11 protein-coding genes are annotated in these 17,849 nt (G+C 73.3%); 6 read left to right on the forward strand and 5 right to left on the reverse strand.

The genetic code is table 11. The annotated features are described in order from the left end of the window. Window positions 1–3: 3 nt before the first annotated feature. Window positions 4–504 (reverse strand): SUKH-3 domain-containing protein, encoded by a 501-nt coding sequence (locus tag IEZ05_RS29375; protein WP_189233286.1) that lies wholly within the window; start codon window positions 502–504, stop codon window positions 4–6. A 47-nt stretch (window positions 505–551) separates the two neighbouring features. Further along, entirely contained in the window at window positions 552–1,079 is a 528-nt protein-coding gene (locus IEZ05_RS29380; RefSeq protein WP_189233333.1) for a YwqJ-related putative deaminase, read from the reverse strand. A gap of 260 nt (window positions 1,080–1,339) precedes the next feature. Between IEZ05_RS29380 and IEZ05_RS29385 the strand changes: the two genes are divergently transcribed. The 3 genes from IEZ05_RS29385 (at window position 1,340) to IEZ05_RS29395 (ending at window position 6,217) form a co-directional block, all read left to right on the forward strand. Further along, the gene (locus IEZ05_RS29385; protein WP_189233287.1) at window positions 1,340–2,341 is read left to right on the forward strand and encodes an SMI1/KNR4 family protein; all 1,002 of its coding nucleotides are present in this window, start codon (window positions 1,340–1,342) and stop codon (window positions 2,339–2,341) included. 7 nt (window positions 2,342–2,348) lie between these two features. Continuing rightward, the gene (locus tag IEZ05_RS29390; RefSeq protein WP_189233288.1) at window positions 2,349–5,123 is read left to right on the forward strand and encodes an SUKH-4 family immunity protein; all 2,775 of its coding nucleotides are present in this window, start codon (window positions 2,349–2,351) and stop codon (window positions 5,121–5,123) included. Between the two features lie 209 nt (window positions 5,124–5,332). Continuing rightward, a complete protein-coding gene (locus tag IEZ05_RS29395) occupies window positions 5,333–6,217 on the forward strand; it encodes a cellulose-binding protein (protein ID WP_189233289.1) in 885 nt (294 codons plus the stop codon). Between the two features lie 27 nt (window positions 6,218–6,244). Here the strand turns inward: IEZ05_RS29395 and IEZ05_RS29400 are convergent, their stop codons facing one another. From IEZ05_RS29400 to IEZ05_RS29410, 3 genes are all read right to left on the reverse strand, one after another. Next, window positions 6,245–7,825, reverse strand: a complete 1,581-nt coding sequence (locus IEZ05_RS29400) for a sodium/solute symporter (protein ID WP_189233334.1) — start codon at window positions 7,823–7,825, stop codon at window positions 6,245–6,247. 26 nt (window positions 7,826–7,851) lie between these two features. Then, window positions 7,852–8,337, reverse strand: coding sequence for a DUF485 domain-containing protein (locus IEZ05_RS29405; protein WP_189233290.1), 486 nt, complete (start codon window positions 8,335–8,337; stop codon window positions 7,852–7,854). Between the two features lie 196 nt (window positions 8,338–8,533). Further along, window positions 8,534–10,030 (reverse strand): MFS transporter, encoded by a 1,497-nt coding sequence (locus tag IEZ05_RS29410; protein ID WP_189233291.1) that lies wholly within the window; start codon window positions 10,028–10,030, stop codon window positions 8,534–8,536. A gap of 481 nt (window positions 10,031–10,511) precedes the next feature. On the opposite strand from IEZ05_RS29410, the gene IEZ05_RS29415 reads away from it, so the two are divergent. The 3 genes from IEZ05_RS29415 to mfd all read left to right on the forward strand — a co-directional run bounded on the left by IEZ05_RS29415 (window position 10,512) and on the right by mfd (window position 17,729). Beyond that, complete coding sequence (locus IEZ05_RS29415; protein ID WP_189233292.1) at window positions 10,512–11,300, forward strand: ABC transporter ATP-binding protein; 789 nt, start codon at window positions 10,512–10,514, stop codon at window positions 11,298–11,300. Continuing rightward, complete coding sequence (locus IEZ05_RS29420; protein WP_189233293.1) at window positions 11,297–13,861, forward strand: ABC transporter permease; 2,565 nt, start codon at window positions 11,297–11,299, stop codon at window positions 13,859–13,861. The genes IEZ05_RS29415 and IEZ05_RS29420 overlap by 4 nt, the downstream gene beginning before the upstream one ends. Window positions 13,862–14,174: 313 nt before the next feature. After that, window positions 14,175–17,729, forward strand: coding sequence for a transcription-repair coupling factor (mfd, locus tag IEZ05_RS29425; RefSeq protein WP_189233294.1), 3,555 nt, complete (start codon window positions 14,175–14,177; stop codon window positions 17,727–17,729). Window positions 17,730–17,849 lie beyond the last annotated feature (120 nt).

Below are 17,849 nucleotides of genomic sequence, written 5' to 3' on the forward strand. Positions count from 1 at the left end.
GGGTCAGCCGGCGGTGACGGTGAGGCGGGTCGGCTGGGTGCCGCCGATGAGGGCGGCGAGGGCCTGGTCGATGTCGGGGCCGAGGTACCAGTCGCCGGTGTGGTCGAGGGCGTAGACGCGGCCTTCGGCGTCGACGGCGATGAGGGCCTGGGTGTCGGTCTCGGCGCCGAGGGGGCAGGTCTGGGTGCCGAGGGCGCGGCCGAGGTCGCCGAGGGTGCGGGCCATGTGGAGGCCGTGCAGGGGGTCGAGGTGGAGGCCGGCGGGGGCGATCTGGCGGCCGGGGCCGGTGGGGGTGATGTGGAGGCCGCCGAACTCGGCCCAGGCTTCCACGGCGGCGGGGAAGACGCTGTGGCGGTGCCCGGCGGGTGAGGTGTGCTCGCGCAGGGTGTCGGCCCAGATCTCGGCCTGCTTGATGTCCCAGCGTCCGGGTTGCCAGCCGGCGTCGCGCAGGGCGGCGTCGACGGGGACGGGGAAGCGGGTGGTGGAGGTGCGGTCGGCGTGCATCTGCCCTTGGTTCGTGTCGGTGGTGGCGTTCGGCGTGGGGCGGTCGGTCAGTCGTCGGCGGTGGGGTCGACGATGCGGACGCCGAAGTGGGCGCTGAGGGCGGTGCAGGCGCGGCAGGGGGTGGCGAAGCTGCCGTGGAGGGGGTCGCCGTCCTCGCGGATGCGGCGGGTGGTGAGTTTGGCGTGCTTGAGGGCTTTGCGGGCCTCGCCGTTGGTCATGGGTTTGCGTGCGGCGCGTTTGCTGCGGGCGGAGTCGGCGGTGGTGAGGTGCCGGGAGATGAGGATGGTCTCGGCGCAGCGGCCGGTGAAGCGGTCGCGCTGCCCGCTGGTGAGGGTGTCGAGGAAGTCCTGGACGAGGTGGTGCAGGACGGGGGGTGTGTCGGCGCGGGTGGCGGTGCCGGTGAGGGTGGTGCCGCGGACGGAGAGGGCGGCGGCGACGGTGGGGAGTATGCCGTCGCGGCGGTGGCGCAGGGTGGGGGCGTGGGGGCCCTCGGTGGCACTCCAGCCGATGCGGGGGTCGCCGGTCCGGTGGTCGTCGGACCTGCCGGTGTGTGGTCCCGTCTGCGTCGCACTCATGGTCATGTTCCCCTCCTGAGCATCCCCCCGAAGGTCACAGGGTGCCAAATCCCGCGGCGTGTGCGGAAGCTGGGGCGGGGTGACACGCCCGGGTATGGGCGGTCCGTCACGAGGGGGTGACGGCTGGTCACGGGTGGGGCGGGGGTGGTTGTGCGGGGCCGGTGACCGGTGTCGGCGTACCGCATAGGCTGTCGGCACCGCGTTCGCGTGCGGTGACGGAAGACAGTGCAGACAGACAGACGCCGCAGGGGGCTACCGCCATGACGACAGGTCGGCTCGGGCAGATCGCGCCGCCGAACGCGGCCTACGCCGGGCAGGTCGTGCATTTCCCGGATCCGGTGCGGGCGGCCCGTCACCCGAGAGGGGTACGGGTGGACGAGGGTGGTTACCCCGTTTTCTCGCCGTACGCCCGTGCGGTGGCGGAGATCGCGGAGCCGCCGGTGGGGTTCGGGGTCGACGAGCTGCGGCTGACGGACTACGTGTCGGCGAACGCGGCGTTGTCGGCGTCGGGGCACGAGTTGTGGGACACGGTGCCGGCGGTGGCGACGCCGCACGGCTGGACGTGGCATCACGCGGTCGGGTCGCGGCGCATGGAGCTGGTGCCGGTCGAGGTGAAGGCGCTGCTGCGGCATCACGGCGGTATCGCGACGGCGGCGGTGGACCAGGGCAAGCGGGGGACGCGGCCGTTGCAGGAGACGCGTCCGGCGCATTTCGGTCTGCCGAAGTCGGGTGTGGCGGTGACGGAGCAGCAGGTGCAGGGGGTCGAGGAGGACCTCGGGTACCGGCTGCCGGGTGCGTACCGGTCGTTCCTGAAGGCGGCGGGCGGCTGCGCGCCGGTGGGCACGGCGCTGGACGCGGAGCTGGGGCTGCTGGTGGACCAGCCGTTCTTCACGGTGCGTGAGGAGGCGGCGGTCAACGACCTGGTCTACGTCAACAAGTGTCTGCGGGACCATCTGACGAAGGACTATCTGGGCGTCGCGTTCGTCCAGGGGGGTCTGCTCGCGGTGAAGGTGAAGGGCGAGCGGCTCGGTTCGGTGTGGTTCTGCTCGTACGACGACGCGCGGGACGTGGATCCGGCGTGGGCGCCGGCGGAGCGGGTGGAGCGCCTGCTGCTGCCGTGCGGTGAGGACTTCGACGCGTTCCTGTCGCGGCTGGCGGGATCGCCGCCGGAGTTGGAGACGGTGGCGAACCTGATGGTGGACGGTGGTTTCGCGCGTGCGGTGCCCGTGGCGTCGGCGTCTTCGGCGCCGGTAGGGGAGTGAGCTGGCGATGGTGACGTTCGCGCAGGCGCAGGAGCGCGCGGAAGAGTGGATCAACGGTGACCTGCCGGCGTACCAGCACCGTGAGGTGCGGGTGCGGGAGTTCGGTCTCGGGTTCGTGGTGTGGGCCGAGGACCGTGCGGACGGGCCGCGTTCGGACGGGGGCGCGCAGCGGCTGGTGATCGCCCGGGACAGTGGTGAGGCGACGCTGTGGCCGGCGCTGGCGGTGGGCGAGGTGATCCGCCGCTACGAGGAGGAGTACGGCCGTCCGGAGGCGGTGGAGGAGCCGGCGCCCGCTCCGGCGGCGCGGGTGGATCTGAATCAGACGTCGTTCCTGCTGAGTCCGCCGGAGTGGTTGCAGGAGGCGGCGGACAAGCTGGGCATCCCGGACCGTCGGGGGGAGCGGGACGCCGGTGACGGCGCCGCGCAGGGTGACTCCGGGGGTGATGCGGGGGCGCTTCCCGAGACGCAGGCGGGAGTGCCGTCGGCCGGACCCGCTGCGCCGTCTTCGCCTTCTGTTCCTGCTGCCGGGGCGGTTGCGGACGCCCGGGACAGTGGCGCGGCGTGGCCCGCTGCCGGGGCGGGGAGCGGTGACGCCTCCGGGGCGGGTGCCGGCGCGTCCGGTGCGCCGGGTGCGCCTGACGGGGCGACTCCCTGGGCGGGGACGGACACCAACGCGGACGCCGGTGAGGACCGTTCCGTGCCGCTGCCCGAGACGGTGTTCGCGCCGCCGCTGGGCGGTGTCGACGACACGCCGCCGCCCTCGGTGACGCCGGACGCCAAGACGGCGCTGATGTCGGGCGGCAGCCAGCTTCCGCCGACGGCGTTCGCGCCGGCGATCGGCGACCCGAACACACCGGTGACTCCCGCGGGTACGGGGACGCCGCCGCCTCCCGCGCCGCACACTCCGGCGCCGGGCACGCCTCCCGCGCCGCACACTCCGCCGCCGGCCGCGCCTCCCGCGCCCGCGCCCGTGCCGCAGGCCGGCCCGAGCACGCCGGCCCGGCCGCTCCCGCCGAACGCCGGGGACATCGCCGACGCCGCGACCAGCAAGGCGGCGCCTCCGCGGCGCGGCGGGGGTTCGACCACGCCGCCCCCGCCGGGCGCTCCGGGCGTACCGGGCGTACGGCCGGGGAGTACGCCGCCGCCGGCCGCGCCCGCGGGTGGTTACGTGCCGACGCAGCTGGTGTCGTCGCTCGGTCCCGAGGGGCCGGGCGCTCCGGGTGCGCAGGGAGGTCCGGGCGGAGCGGCGGGTGGACCGGCCGGTCCCGGTACGCCGCCCCCGCCGAGCGCCCCCGGCGGGACGCCCCCCGGCGGGGTGCACCATGCCGCCACGATGCTGGCCGACCCGGGCCGGACGGGCGGCGGGGCGCCTCAGCCTCCCGCGCCGCCCGGTGCGCCGGGCGTCCCGGGTGCGCCGGGCGTCCCCGGTGCCGCCGGTGGTCCCGGTACGCCGCCGCCTCCCGCGGCTCCCGGTGCGCCCGGCGGCGCGGGTGCCTCCGGTACGCAGGGTTCCTCGGGCGGGCCGCGTGGTGCCGTGCACCATGCGGAGACGATGCTGGCCGCGCCTCCGGTGGGCGGCCCCGGCGTGCCTCCGCCGCCGTCCGCGCCGGGCGTGCCCGGCCCGCCGCAGCCTCCGGGGGTCCCGGGTGCGCCGGGCGTCCCCGGTGCCGCGCAGCCCATGCCGCCGGGCGCCGCGCCGCCGGGCGCGATGCCGCCCGGTGCGGTCCCCCCCGGTGCCATGCCGCCGCCCGGTCAGCCGGTGCCGGGGCAGCCGCCGGCGTACGGCTATCCGCAGCCGCCCGCCGGTCAGCCGACCGTCGGCCCCGGCTACCAGGCCGTGCTGCGCTACCGCGCGCAGGACGGCTCCGAGCAGCAGCTGATCCGGCGTTCGGCGCCGGGCACGCCGCACCCGGAGTGGCAGATCTTCCACGAGCTGCGGGCCATGAACGTGCCGCCGGACCAGGTGCTGGAGCTGCACACCGAGCTGGAGTCGTGCGAGCTGCCGGGCGCCTACTGCGCGCGGATGATCCGGGAGCAGTGGCCGCAGGCGCGGATCACGTCCATCGCGCCGTACGGCACCGATCACGCGAGCCGGCAGCAGGGCATGCAGCAACTGCTCGCGCACCAGGGCGAGCTGCACCAGGTGGCCGACGGGCCGGCGCGTCCGGCGCCGGTGCGGGCACCGCTGCCACCGGTGCAGCCGGTGCCGCCGATCCCGCCGGAGGCCATCGGGCAGGAACTCGCGGCGGCGTTCGGGCCGGGCGTCTTCCGGTTCGAGCAGGCCGCCGTGTCCCGGCAGGGGGTGCCGCCGGTCGTGGCGCACACGCTGGTGGCGGCGGGGCTGCCGATGGACATGGGCCCGTTCTTCTGGGCGCAGGCCCAGCCGGGCCGCCCGGTGCCGACGCTGGCGGAGCTGGCGGCCGAACGGGGGGTGCAGCCGGCCTCGGACGCGGGCTCCTACCTCGTCGTGGGCAGCGACTTCGGCCGGGCGGTCTGCGTGCAGTACGGCACGGCGAACATCGTGGCGGTGCCGGTCGAGGCGGGTCCGGGCGGTGCGCCCGTGCCGCCGCAGTTCGTGAACACGGGGCTGCCGGAGTTCGCGCGCTGCCTGGCGCTGCTGGGCCGGATGTGGCGGCTCAGGTTCGGATTGAACCAGGAGCAGGCGGGCCGCTGGACGGTGGACTTCCAGGCGCAGCTGGCCTCGATCGACCCGGCGGCGCTCGGGTCGGCGGAGAGCTGGTGGTCGGTGCTGCTGGAGCAGATGTGGGACGGGCTGCTGTGAGGCGGCACCGCTGACGCGGACCGACGGGCCGGGCCGGTCACCCTCACGGGGGCCGGCCCGGCCCGTCGGCGTTTCCGGGGCGGTCCCGGGCCGCCGTGGTCGTGTGCTGTGCGCGGAGTGTCGCGTTATGCGTGTTTACGTCTGATCCGTAAAGATGTCCGGACATCGCGGAAGTCTGTCAGTGGATCGGGCGAAACAGGGGTTCCGGCATGAGCAGCGCATCGGCGTCGCCGCACGGTTTCGTGACCGTACGGGGACGCGGCTACCGTCCCGAACAGGTCGACGCGTGTGCCGAGGCCCTCTCGCGGGAGCGTGACGCCGCCTGGGAGCGGGCCGCCCGGCTCACCGTGCTGGCCCGCGAGATGGGGACGGAGCTGGACCGGCTGCGGGAGACGGTGGCCGGGCTCGCACCGCAGGACTACGCGTCGCTCGGGGAACGGGCGCGTCGCCTCTTCCGGCTCGGGCGGGAGGAGGCCGACGCCGTACGGGAGGGCGGGCGGCGCGGGGCGGAGGAACTGGTGGACCGGGCGCGGGCCCGTGCGGCCGAGGCCCGGGAGTCCGCGCGGGCGCATGCCGACGCAGTCCGTGCCGAGGCCGACGAGTGGGCCCGGCAGCGGCTGCTCGCGGCGCGTGCGCAGGCCGACGAGGTGCGGATCACGGCCCGGCGCGAGGTGCGGGCCGGGCGCGGCCGGGCGCTGGCCGCGGTGCGGGAGGCGCGACGGCGCACCTCCTCGCTGCTCGCCGGACAGACGGCCGAGCAGGCCGCGCGGTGGGCGGAGGCCGAGCGGGAGGAGGCCGGCCGGGCGGCAGCCCTGGACGCCCACCACGCGGAGCGGATCGCGCGCGCCGAGCAGGCGCTGGCCGAGGCGGAGCGTGCCCTGGCCGAGGCGCAGGAGTCGGCCGGACGCCGGCAGGAGGAGGCCCGGGCCCAGGCCGCGGAGGCCGTCGCGGCGGCGCGGGCGCGGGCGGAGCGGATCGCCCGGGAGACGGAGCGGGTGCTGCGCGAACACGGGGAGCGCTGGGACGAGGTGCAGGACCAGATCAGCTCCTCCCGCGGCCGCCTGGGCACGCTGACGGGCCGCGGCGTGGAGTGACGCCCCGCCGGCCGGGCGGATGCCCCGTCACCCGCCCCTGCGCACCGCCCCCGCGAGGAGCCCCGCCTCCAGGGCCTCGTACTGGCGACGCTGCTCGTCCGTCTTCCGGCGCCCGGAGGCCACCGTGCCGAGCCAGCCGAAGGCGAAGCCGGCCGGGATGGAGACCAGCCCGGTGGTGGTGAACGGGAACCAGTTGAAGTCGGCGTCCGGGAAGGCCGCCACCGGCGTGCCGGAGACCAGGCTGGTGCCCGGCATCAGCACCAGGACCGCGACGGTGCCCCCGATCAGCGTCCACAGCAGGCCCGTGCGGGTGAAGCGGCGCCAGAAGAGGCTGTAGACCAGGGCGGGGCACAGGGCGGACGCGCCCAGGCAGAAGGACAGGGTGGCCAGCGGTTGCAGGCTGCGGTGCTGCACCAGCGTCGCCAGCAGGATCGCGGGCACGCCCACCGCCAGGGCGGACAGCCGGGCCAGCGTCATCTCGCGGCGCGGCGACAGCTCCCGCAGCCGGGTGGCGAACACGTCGTGGGCCAGGGAGTTGGCGCAGGCGAGGATCATGCCGGCGACGGAGGCGAGCAGGGTGAGGAACAGGGCGGTGCTGACGGTGGTGAAGAGCAGGGTCTCCGCCATGGTCACGTCCGTGCCGAAGGCGGCCCGCGAGCCCAGCAGGTAGGCGGTGTTGCCGGCCGAGTCGATCCGCGCGACCGTCTCGCGGCCGACCAGGGCCGTGGCGCCGAGGCCGACGACGGTGACGACCAGCACGAACAGGGCCACCAGCGACACCGCCCAGGACATCGACCGGCGCACCTGGCGTGCGCTGGAGGCGGTGTACATGCGCATCGTCACGTGCGGCAGGCAGGCGCCCCCGAGGACCACGGCCAGCTGGGAGGAGACCATGTCGAGGCCGGGGTGGGGTCCGGCGGCGTACTCCAGGCCGGGGTGCAGGAAGGCCGGGCCCGCGCCGCTGCCCCGGGCGGCGGCGTCGAACAGGGCGCCCGGGTTCCAGTCGAACCGGTTCAGGAGCAGGACGGTGACCACCGCGCCCGACCCGAGCAGCATCACGATCTTCAGGATCTGGATGAGGGCGGTGCCCTTCATCCCGCCGATCGCCGCGTAGCTGATCATCAGCGCGCCCACGCCGACGATGCAGCCCGTCTGCACCGACTCGCTGGTGAACCCCAGCAGGAACGACAGCAGTTGCCCGGTGCCGGCCAGTTGCACCAGCATCATCGGCAGCAGTGCGGCGATGGTCACCACGCAGGCCGCGACGCGCACACTGCGCGCCGGGGTGCGGCGGGACAGCACGTCGCCCATGGTGAACCGGCCCGCGTTGCGCAGCGGTTCGGCCATCAGGAACATGAGCAGCAGCAGGGACAGCGCGGTGCTCAGGGCGAGGACGACCCCGTCGTAGCCGAACAGGGCGATCACGCCGCACGTGCCGAGGACGGTCGCCGCGGAGATGTAGTCGCCCGCGATGGCCAGGCCGTTGCGCATCGGCGACAGGGAGCCGTAGCCGGTGTAGAACTCGTCCAGGTCGTCCCGGTCCGGCCCGGTCATCACGCACAGCAGCAGCGTGACCGTGGCGATGGCGGTGAAGGCGACCAGGGCCATCGCCTGCGCGTTGTCGTCGAATCCGGTCACCGTGCCGCCCCCCGCCTGGCGTCCACTTCGCTGTCGTGGCGGATGCGGTCGGCGAGCGGGTCCACGGTGCGGCGCGCGGTGTGTTCGTAGAGGGCGATCGCCAGCCAGGTGACGGGGAGTTGGAGCAGGGCGAGCAGCAGGCCCAGCGGCAGTCCGTCGGTGACGTCGCCGGTGAGCGACGAGGGGGCGAACGCCGACAGGCCGAGGAACAGCAGGAAGTAGCCGAGCGCGGTGAAGGTGGCCGTGCGCCGCTGCCGGCGGTACGCGCCGCGCAGGACGCGCAGGTCGCTGTGGTGCCCGACCGGCTGCCAGGACCGGACGGCGTACGTCGGGGTGGCGTCGTACGGCGAGGTCGTGTCGTACGCCGGGGTGGCGTCGTACGGCGGGGTCGTGCCGTACGGCGAGGTGGTGTCGTACGGCGGAGAGGGTTCGTACGACGGTGGCGCGCCGTGCCGTGGTGGTGGGTACGGGTCGAAGGACATCCCGGTGCTCCTTGCGCGGCTGGGGTCCGCAGGCGGACCGCAGGGAGGTGGGGGGTGGAGGGCCACGCACGTTACTCGCCGGTTCACAGCCGCGGGGTCTTTTCGGCGAACTGAGTGGTCGGTTTGCCGTGACCTCGGGTGCGGGGCCCACCGTCGCGCCGTTCCCGCAGGGCACCGGCACAACCGTCCCGCGCGATCAGTCCTTCAGCACCGGGAACGTGCGCGGCGCGACCACCAGCAGCACCACGAACGCCAGGGCCGCCGCCCCCGCCGCGCCCAGATACACCGCGTGGACGGCCTCGGCGATCGCGTGCCGTACGGGTTCGGCGGGGGCGCCCGTGTCCAACGCCCGGGTCACCGAGTCGAGGTCGCTCGCCCCGCCGAGGCGCGCGGCCAGCACGCCGTTGGCGATCGCGCCGAAGACGGCCGCGCCGACGGTCTGCCCGGTCTGACGGCAGAAGAGGACGGACGCGGTCGCCGTGCCGCGCTCCGACCAGCCCACCGTCGACTGGACGCCGACGATGAGCGGGAGCTGGAACAGACCGAGCGCGGCACCGAGCAGCAGCATCAGCAGCATCGGCTGCCAGGGCTCGCCCGGGTAGGGCAGGAAGGGGAAGGCGAGCAGGATCAGGGACGCGGTGACGATGCCCAGCATCGCCGTGTTGCGGAAGCCGATCCTGCGGTACACGTGCTGGCTCAGCGCCGCCGACACGGGCCAGGTCAGCGTCCACACGGACAGCACGAAACCGGCGGCCACGGGGGCCAGGCCCAGCACCGACTGGGCGTAGGTGGGCAGGAACACGGTCGGGGCGACCATCAGCAGGCCCAGCGCGCCGAGCGCGAGGTTCACCGCGGCGATCGTCCGGCGCCGCCACACCCAGCCGGGGATGATCGGCTCCGCCGCCCGGCGTTCGATCACCACCACGGCCGCCAGCAGCGCGAGTCCCGTCCCGAACAGGGCCAGGGAGGGCGCCGACAGCCACGGCCAGGCCACACCGCCCTGCACCAGCGCGGTGAGCAGCACCCCGCCGCAGGCGAACACGGCCAGCGCACCCGCCCAGTCGACCCGGGGGCGCGCGCCGGACGTCTCCCGCTGCGGCTCGTGCAGGTGACGCACGATCAGCCACAGGGCCAGGGCGCCGATCGGCAGGTTGACGAGGAAGATCCAGCGCCAGTCGGCATAGGCGGCCAGCACGCCGCCCAGGCCGGGTCCCGCGACCGCCGACACCGCCCACACGGTGGACAGCCGGGCCTGGATCCTGGGCCGGTCCGCCAGCGGGTACAGGTCGGCGGCGAGGGTCTGCACCGTGCCCTGCAGGGCGCCGCCGCCCAGGCCCTGGACGACCCGGAAGGCGATCAGGGCGGCCATGTTCCACGCGAGCGCGCACAGCAGGGAGCCGAGCAGGAAGAGGGCGGCGCCCGCGACCAGCACCGGTTTGCGGCCGAAGGTGTCGGAGAGCTTGCCGTAGACGGGGAGGGTGACGGTGACGGCCAGCAGGTAGCCGGAGAAGAGCCACGAGAAGAGGGAGAAGCCGCCGAGGTCGCCGACGATCTGCGGGACGGCGGTGGAGACGATGGTCGAGTCGAGGGCCGCCAGTGCCATCGCGAGCATCAACGCGGCGACGACGGCACCGCGCCGGTTCGTGCCGCCGCCCGGTGCGGCCTCGCGTACCGCGGGTCTGGTGCCGCCCACCCCGGATCTCCCCCTCGTCCTCGCCGGGGACCCCTTATGTGTGCCCCGTGCATCCATCTGCCGGGATCAGCTTGCCACTTGAGCCTCACGTCGCGGGAGGGTGGAGGCTCGGTGCGTCCAAGGGCGGAGACCTACCCCTAGGAGAAGTCCACCGACGGGTGGACAGCCCCTAGGGGTACCTCCGTACTACGGCCCGGGGAGGGTTCGTACCGACGGAGGACGAGAGGGGCCCGGGCGGGTCCTTAATCTGGCTTTACGCCGCTGGGGGGCGGCGAACCGGACCAGCGGGGGTGGGGTTTTCCCCCGCGAAAGAGTGCGCTGAGCACCAGCGCGCCCGACCCCTGGTTCCGGCCAGACTCTTCGACGTAGGACGCGGCGGCCCGGCACCACCGACGCGGCGGCACAGGCACACGGGACTTTCAGCGGTACGCGTACCGCCGGCACCGACGGCTCACTCGATGACCGACATAGGAGACTTGACATGACATCGGCCGTAACCATTCCCCGGCACGGGAGCACTGGAGGGCGTACGGCCGTTGCCGCGCGGGCACGGCAGGTCGTCAAGGCCTACGGCAGCGGGGAGACCCGGGTGGTCGCCCTCGACCACGTGGACGTGGACATCGCCCGCGGCCAGTTCACCGCGATCATGGGTCCGTCGGGCTCCGGCAAGTCGACGCTGATGCACTGCCTGGCCGGCCTCGACACCGTCACCGGCGGACAGATCTACCTGGACGACACCGAGATCACCGGCCTGAAGGACAAGAAGCTCACGCAGCTGCGCCGGGACCGGATCGGCTTCATCTTCCAGGCGTTCAACCTGCTGCCGACGCTGAACGCCATCGAGAACATCACGCTGCCCATGGACATCGCCGGCCGCAAGCCCGACAAGGCCTGGCTGGACCGGGTCGTGGAGACCGTGGGCCTGGCCGGCCGGCTCAAGCACCGGCCGACCCAGCTCTCCGGCGGCCAGCAGCAGCGCGTCGCCGTGGCGCGGGCGCTCGCCGCGCGACCGGAGATCATCTTCGGGGACGAGCCGACCGGAAACCTCGACTCGCGGGCCGGCGCCGAGGTGCTGGGCTTCCTGCGCCGGTCGGTGGACGAGCTGGGCCAGACCATCGTGATGGTCACCCACGACCCGGTGGCCGCCAGTTACGCGGACCGGGTGCTGTACCTCGCCGACGGCCGGATCGTCGACGAGATGCACCGGCCGACCGCGGAAGCCGTCCTGGACCGCATGAAGGACTTCGACGCCCGGGGGCGTACGTCATGACCGTCGTGAAGACCTCGCTGCGCAACTTCTTCGCGCACAAGGGCCGGATGGCGCTCTCGGCGGTGGCGGTGCTGCTGTCGGTGGCGTTCGTGTGCGGCACGCTGGTGTTCACGGACACCATGAACACGACGTTCGACAAGCTGTTCGCGGTCACCTCGTCGGACGTGACGGTCGGGCCGAAGGACGCGAAGGCCGAGGACGCGCCGCAGAGCGGGGTGCCCGAGTCGCTGCCCGCGTCCACGCTGGAGCGGGTCCGCTCGGTCGAGGGCGTCGCGTCCGCCGAGGGCGCGGTCGCCTCGATGAACGTGACCGTCGTCAACAGCGACAACGACAACGTGGGCGCCACCAGCGGCGCCCCGACGATCGCCGGCAACTGGACGAAGAACGACCTCGAGTCGATGGAGATCACCTCCGGGCACGCCCCGCGCGGCCCGACCGAGGCGATGATCGACTCCGACACCGCCGACAAGCACGACCTGAAGATCGGCGACGAGCTGCGCACCATCGCGCAGACCGGCGACTTCAAGGCGAGGATCGTCGGCATCGCCTCCTTCACCGTCACCAACCCCGGCGCGGCCGTCGTCTACTTCGACACCCCGACCGCCCAGCGCGAACTGCTCGGCGCCGAGGGCCGGTTCACCCAGTTCAACCTGACCGCCGCGTCCGGCGTCTCGGACGCCCAGCTCAAGCAGAACGTCACCAAGGCCCTGGACGGCACCTACAAGGTGCAGACGGCCAAGGAGACCGCCGACGAGAACCGCAAGGACGTCGGCGAGTTCATGGACGTCATCAAGTACGCCATGCTCGGCTTCGCCGGGATCGCGTTCCTGGTCGGCATCTTCCTGATCATCAACACCTTCTCGATGCTGGTCGCCCAGCGCACCCGCGAGATCGGCCTGATGCGGGCCATCGGCTCCTCCCGCCGGCAGGTCAACCGCTCGGTGCTGGTCGAGGCGCTGTTCCTCGGCGTCGTCGGCTCGGTCCTCGGTGTCGCCGCCGGTGTGGGGATCGCCGTCGGCCTGATGAAGCTGATGTCGTCGGCGGGCATGAACCTGTCCACCGACGACCTGACCGTCAAGACGGCCACTCCCGTGATCGGCCTGGTCCTGGGCGTCGTGGTCACCGTCCTGGCCGCCTACCTGCCGGCCCGCCGCGCCGGCAAGGTCTCCCCGATGGCCGCCCTGCGCGACGCCGGTACGCCGGCCGACGGCAAGGCGGGCTGGATCCGCGGTCTGATCGGCCTGGTCCTCACCGGCGCCGGCGTCGCCGCCCTGTACGCGGCCGGTACGGCGGACAAGGCGAGTGACGGCGCGTCGATGCTGGGGGTGGGCATCGTCCTCACCCTGATCGGCTTCGTGGTGATCGGCCCGCTGCTGGCCGGCGGGGTCGTGCGGGTGATCAGCGCGGTGCTGCTGCGGGCCTTCGGCCCGGTCGGCCGCATGGCCGAGCGTAACGCCCTGCGCAACCCGCGCCGCACCGGCGCCACGGGCGCCGCCCTGATGATCGGCCTGGCCCTGGTGGCCTGCCTGTCGGTGGTCGGCTCCTCGATGGTCGCCTCGGCCACGAGCGAGCTGGACAAGACGGTCGGCGCGGACTTCATCGTCGAGGGCAACCAGCGGATCGTGCCGCAGGCCGAGAAGAAGATGCAGGCCACACCCGGCCTGGAGCACGTCACCCGCTACAAGATGCTCGACGCCACGCTGACCTCGCCCGACGGCAAGAAGGACGACGACGGCCTGACCGCCGCCGACCCGACGTACGCCAAGGACGTCCGCCGCCCGACCACCGCCGGTGACCTGAACGCCGCCTACGGTGCCGACGCCATGTCGGTCGGCTCCGACTACGCCGACAAGCACGGCGTGCACGTCGGCGACACGATCTCGGTCGCCTTCAAGGGCGGCGGGACGGCGAAGCTGAAGGTCGCCGCCATCACGAGCGACGACGTGGCCATCGACCAGGGCGCCCGGTACATCAGCATCGACACGATGCGGAAGTACCTGCCGGCCGACCGGGTCCCGCCGAACATGATCATGTTCGCCAAGGCGAAGGACGGCCAGGAGGACCAGGCGTACGCGGCCCTCAAGAAGTCGCTGGACCAGTACCCGCAGTACCAGGTGCGGGACCAGACCGACTACAAGCAGGAGCTCAAGGACCAGGTCGGCCAGCTGCTGAACATGGTCTACGGCCTGCTCGCCCTCGCGATCATCGTCGCGGTCCTGGGCGTGGTGAACACCCTGGCGCTGTCGGTGGTCGAGCGAACCCGCGAGATCGGCCTGATGCGGGCGATCGGCCTCTCCCGCCGCCAGCTGCGCCGGATGATCCGCATGGAGTCCGTGGTCATCGCCCTCTTCGGCGCCCTGCTGGGGCTGGGGCTGGGCATGGGCTGGGGCACCACGGCGCAGAAGCTGCTGGCCCTGGAGGGACTGAACGTCCTCGACATCCCGTGGCCGACGATCATCGGCGTGTTCATCGGCTCGGCCTTCGTGGGCCTGTTCGCCGCCCTGATCCCGGCCTTCCGGGCGGGCCGGATGAACGTCCTGAACGCCATCGCGACGGAGTAGCACCCCAGAGCCACCGCATACGGGGGTTGCGGGGGATAGGCCCGGCACCGGAGTCCGAGGGGATTCCGGTGCCGGGCCTCTTTTCCGCTCACCTTCCAGCCCGCCGAGTCGGGTGGCGGGCGGGCACAGGCCGGGGGGCCAGGGGGCGGAGCCCCCTGGTGCATCAGCCGCACCCTCGGGGCACCCGTACACGGACGGGACGCTGTCCACAGCCCCCGCACCCGCCCGCGCAGCGACGTACGCTGGACACCCCCGGCCCGCAGCGCGCGTCGGGCCCGTCGTGTTGAACATCCCCGGACGGAAAGCGCCCCGAATGAGCCTGCACGGTCTGCTCGACGCCGTCGTCAAGGACGCCGCCCTCGCGGAGGCGATCACCGCCGCCGCCGACGGCAACCGCATGCACGTCGACCTGGTCGGTCCCCCCGCGGCCCGCCCCTTCTCCGTCGCCGCGCTCGCCCGCGAGACGAACCGCCCCGTCCTGGCGGTGACGGCGACGGGACGCGAGGCGGAGGACCTGGCCGCGGCCCTGCGCTCGCTGCTGCCGCCCGAGGGCGTCGTCGAGTACCCGTCCTGGGAGACCCTGCCGCACGAGCGGCTCAGCCCGCGCAGCGACACCGTCGGCCGCCGCCTGGCCGTCCTGCGGCGCCTGACCCACCCGCGGCCCGACGACCCGGAGACCGGTCCGGTCTCGGTCGTCGTCGCGCCCGTGCGCTCCGTGCTCCAGCCCCAGGTCAAGGGCCTGGGCGAGCTGGAGCCGGTGTCCCTGCGCACCGGGCAGAGCGCCGACCTGAACGAGATCGTCGAGGCCCTCGCCGCCGCCGCGTACCAGCGCGTGGAGCTGGTGGAGAAGCGCGGCGAGTTCGCGGTGCGCGGCGGCATCCTCGACGTGTTCCCGCCCACCGAGGAACACCCCCTGCGCGTCGAGTTCTGGGGCGACGACGTCGAGGAGATCCGCTACTTCAAGGTCGCCGACCAGCGCTCCCTGGAGGTCGCCGAGCACGGCCTGTGGGCCCCGCCCTGCCGCGAGCTGCTGCTGACGCCCCGGGTCCGCGAGCGGGCCGCCGCCCTCGCCGAGGAGCACCCCGAGCTCGGTGAACTCCTCGGCAAGATCGCCGAGGGCATCGCCGTGGAGGGCATGGAGTCCCTGGCGCCCGTCCTCGTGGACGACATGGAGCTGCTGCTCGACGTGCTGCCCAAGGGCGCCATGGCCGTCGTCTGCGACCCCGAGCGGGTCCGGACCCGGGCCGCCGACCTGGTGGCGACGAGCCAGGAGTTCCTCCAGGCGTCCTGGGCCGCCACCGCGGGCGGAGGCGAGGCGCCGATCGACGTCGACGCGGCCTCCCTGTGGTCCATCGCGGACGTCCGGGACCGGGCCCGCGAGCTGGACATGATGTGGTGGTCGGTGTCGCCGTTCGCCGCCGACGAGACGCTGGCATCTGCCGCTGACGCGGCGGGCGACTCGGACACCCTCAAGCTCGGCATGCACGCCCCCGAGACCTACCGCGGCGACACCGCCAAGGCCCTCGCCGACACCAAGGGCTGGCTGTCCGACGGCTGGCGCACGGTCTACGTCACCGAGGGCCACGGCCCGGCGGCCCGTACGGTCGAGGTGCTGGGCGGCGAGGGCATCGCCGCCCGCCTCGACAACGACCTGGGCGAACTGTCCCCGTCCGTCGTGCACGTCTCCTGCGGCTCCATCGACCACGGCTTCGTCGACCCGGCGCTCAAGCTCGCCGTGCTCACCGAGACCGACCTGACCGGGCAGAAGGCCGCCGGCCGCGAGGGCGCCCGGATGCCCGCCCGGCGCCGCAAGACCATCGACCCGCTCACCCTGGAGGCGGGCGACTACATCGTCCACGAGCAGCACGGCGTGGGCCGCTACATCGAGATGGTGCAGCGCACCGTGCAGGGCGCCACCCGCGAGTACCTGGTCGTGGAGTACGCCCCCGCCAAGCGCGGCCAGCCCGGCGACCGGCTCTACATCCCCACCGACCAGCTGGAGCAGATCACCAAGTACGTCGGCGGCGAGGCCCCCACCCTGCACCGCCTGGGCGGCGCCGACTGGACCAAGACCAAGGCCCGCGCGAAGAAGGCCGTCAAGGAGATCGCAGCCGACCTGATCAAGCTCTACAGCGCCCGGATGGCGGCGCCGGGCCACGCGTTCGGCGCGGACACCCCCTGGCAGCGCGAGCTGGAGGACGCCTTCCCGTACGCGGAGACCCCGGACCAGCTCACGACCATCGCCGAGGTCAAGGACGACATGGAGAAGACGGTCCCCATGGACCGCCTGATCTGCGGCGACGTCGGCTACGGCAAGACGGAGATCGCGGTCCGCGCCGCCTTCAAGGCCGTCCAGGACGGCAAGCAGGTCGCCGTGCTCGTGCCCACGACCCTGCTGGTGCAGCAGCACTTCGGGACGTTCAGCGAGCGGTACGCCCAGTTCCCGGTGAACGTGAAGGCGCTGTCCCGCTTCCAGACCGACACCGAGGCCAAGGCGACCCTGGAGGGCCTGCGCGAGGGCTCCGTGGACATCGTCATCGGCACCCACCGCCTGTTCTCCTCCGAGACCAAGTTCAAGGACCTGGGCCTGGTCATCGTCGACGAGGAGCAGCGCTTCGGCGTCGAGCACAAGGAGCAGCTGAAGAAGCTCCGCGCCAACGTCGACGTCCTCACCATGTCCGCGACGCCCATCCCGCGCACCCTGGAGATGGCGGTCACCGGCATCCGCGAGATGTCCACGATCACCACCCCGCCCGAGGAGCGCCACCCGGTCCTGACCTTCGTCGGCCCCTACGAGCACAAGCAGATCGGCGCCGCGATCCGCCGCGAGCTGCTGCGCGAGGGCCAGGTCTTCTACATCCACAACCGCGTCGAGTCCATCGACCGCGCGGCGGCCAAGCTGCGCGAGATCGTGCCCGAGGCGCGGATCGCCACCGCTCACGGCCAGATGTCGGAGCAGGCCCTGGAGCAGGTCGTCGTCGACTTCTGGGAGAAGAAGTTCGACGTGCTGGTCTCCACGACCATCGTCGAGTCCGGCATCGACATCTCCAACGCCAACACCCTCATCGTCGAGCGCGGCGACAACTTCGGCCTCAGCCAGCTCCACCAGCTGCGCGGCCGGGTCGGCCGTGGCCGCGAGCGCGGCTACGCCTACTTCCTCTACCCGCCGGAGAAGCCGCTGACCGAGACGGCGCACGAGCGGCTCGCCACCATCGCCCAGCACACGGAGATGGGCGCGGGCATGTACGTGGCGATGAAGGACCTGGAGATCCGCGGCGCCGGCAACCTGCTCGGCGGCGAGCAGTCCGGCCACATCGCGGGCGTCGGCTTCGACCTGTACGTCCGCATGGTCGGGGAGGCCGTCGCCGACTACCGGGCCTCCCTGGAGGGCGGCGTCGAGGAGGAGCCGCCGCTCGAGGTCAAGATCGAGCTGCCCGTCGACGCGCACGTCCCGCACGACTACGCGCCCGGCGAGCGGCTGCGGCTCCAGGCGTACCGGTCCATCGCCTCGGCCAACAGCGAGGAGGACGTCAAGGCCGTACGGGAGGAACTCGTCGACCGCTACGGCAAGTTGCCGGAACCGGTGGAGAACCTGCTGCTGGTCGCGGGGCTGCGGATGCTGGCGCGGGCCTGCGGGGTCGGCGAGATCGTGCTCCAGGGCAACAACATCCGCTTCGCGCCGGTGGAGTTGCGCGAGTCCCAGGAGTTGCGCCTCAAGCGGCTGTACCCGGGCACGGTCATCAAGGCGACCGCCCACCAGGTGCTGGTGCCGCGCCCGAAGACCGCGAAGGTGGGCGGCAAGCCGCTCCTCGGGCGGGAACTGCTGGCGTGGGTGGGCGAGTTCCTGACCTCGATCCTGGGGTCGTGAGCGCGCAACCGGTGCCGTGACGCCCGGCGAAGAAGGGGCCGAAGAAGAAGGGGCCGAAGCAGAAGGAGCCGTCCACGGAACAGGCCCGTGGACGGCTCGGATGTGTGCGATATATGAGGA

Origin of the sequence: Streptomyces flaveolus (assembly GCF_014648815.1) — a bacterium.
Lineage (GTDB): Bacteria > Actinomycetota > Actinomycetes > Streptomycetales > Streptomycetaceae > Streptomyces > Streptomyces flaveolus.

What these genes read in the sequence shown, in the direction of transcription:
- mfd (WP_189233294.1), top strand. Translation starts at nt 14,175, where the DNA reads ATGAGCCTGCACGGTCTGCTCGACGCCGTCGTCAAGGACGCCGCCCTC.
- IEZ05_RS29375 (WP_189233286.1), bottom strand. Translation starts at nt 504, where the DNA reads ATGCACGCCGACCGCACCTCCACCACCCGCTTCCCCGTCCCCGTCGAC.
- IEZ05_RS29420 (WP_189233293.1), top strand. Translation starts at nt 11,297, where the DNA reads ATGACCGTCGTGAAGACCTCGCTGCGCAACTTCTTCGCGCACAAGGGC.
- IEZ05_RS29385 (WP_189233287.1), top strand. Translation starts at nt 1,340, where the DNA reads ATGACGACAGGTCGGCTCGGGCAGATCGCGCCGCCGAACGCGGCCTAC.
- IEZ05_RS29390 (WP_189233288.1), top strand. Translation starts at nt 2,349, where the DNA reads ATGGTGACGTTCGCGCAGGCGCAGGAGCGCGCGGAAGAGTGGATCAAC.
- IEZ05_RS29380 (WP_189233333.1), bottom strand. Translation starts at nt 1,079, where the DNA reads ATGAGTGCGACGCAGACGGGACCACACACCGGCAGGTCCGACGACCAC.
- IEZ05_RS29400 (WP_189233334.1), bottom strand. Translation starts at nt 7,825, where the DNA reads ATGGCCCTGGTCGCCTTCACCGCCATCGCCACGGTCACGCTGCTGCTG.
- IEZ05_RS29395 (WP_189233289.1), top strand. Translation starts at nt 5,333, where the DNA reads ATGAGCAGCGCATCGGCGTCGCCGCACGGTTTCGTGACCGTACGGGGA.
- IEZ05_RS29415 (WP_189233292.1), top strand. Translation starts at nt 10,512, where the DNA reads ATGACATCGGCCGTAACCATTCCCCGGCACGGGAGCACTGGAGGGCGT.
- IEZ05_RS29405 (WP_189233290.1), bottom strand. Translation starts at nt 8,337, where the DNA reads ATGTCCTTCGACCCGTACCCACCACCACGGCACGGCGCGCCACCGTCG.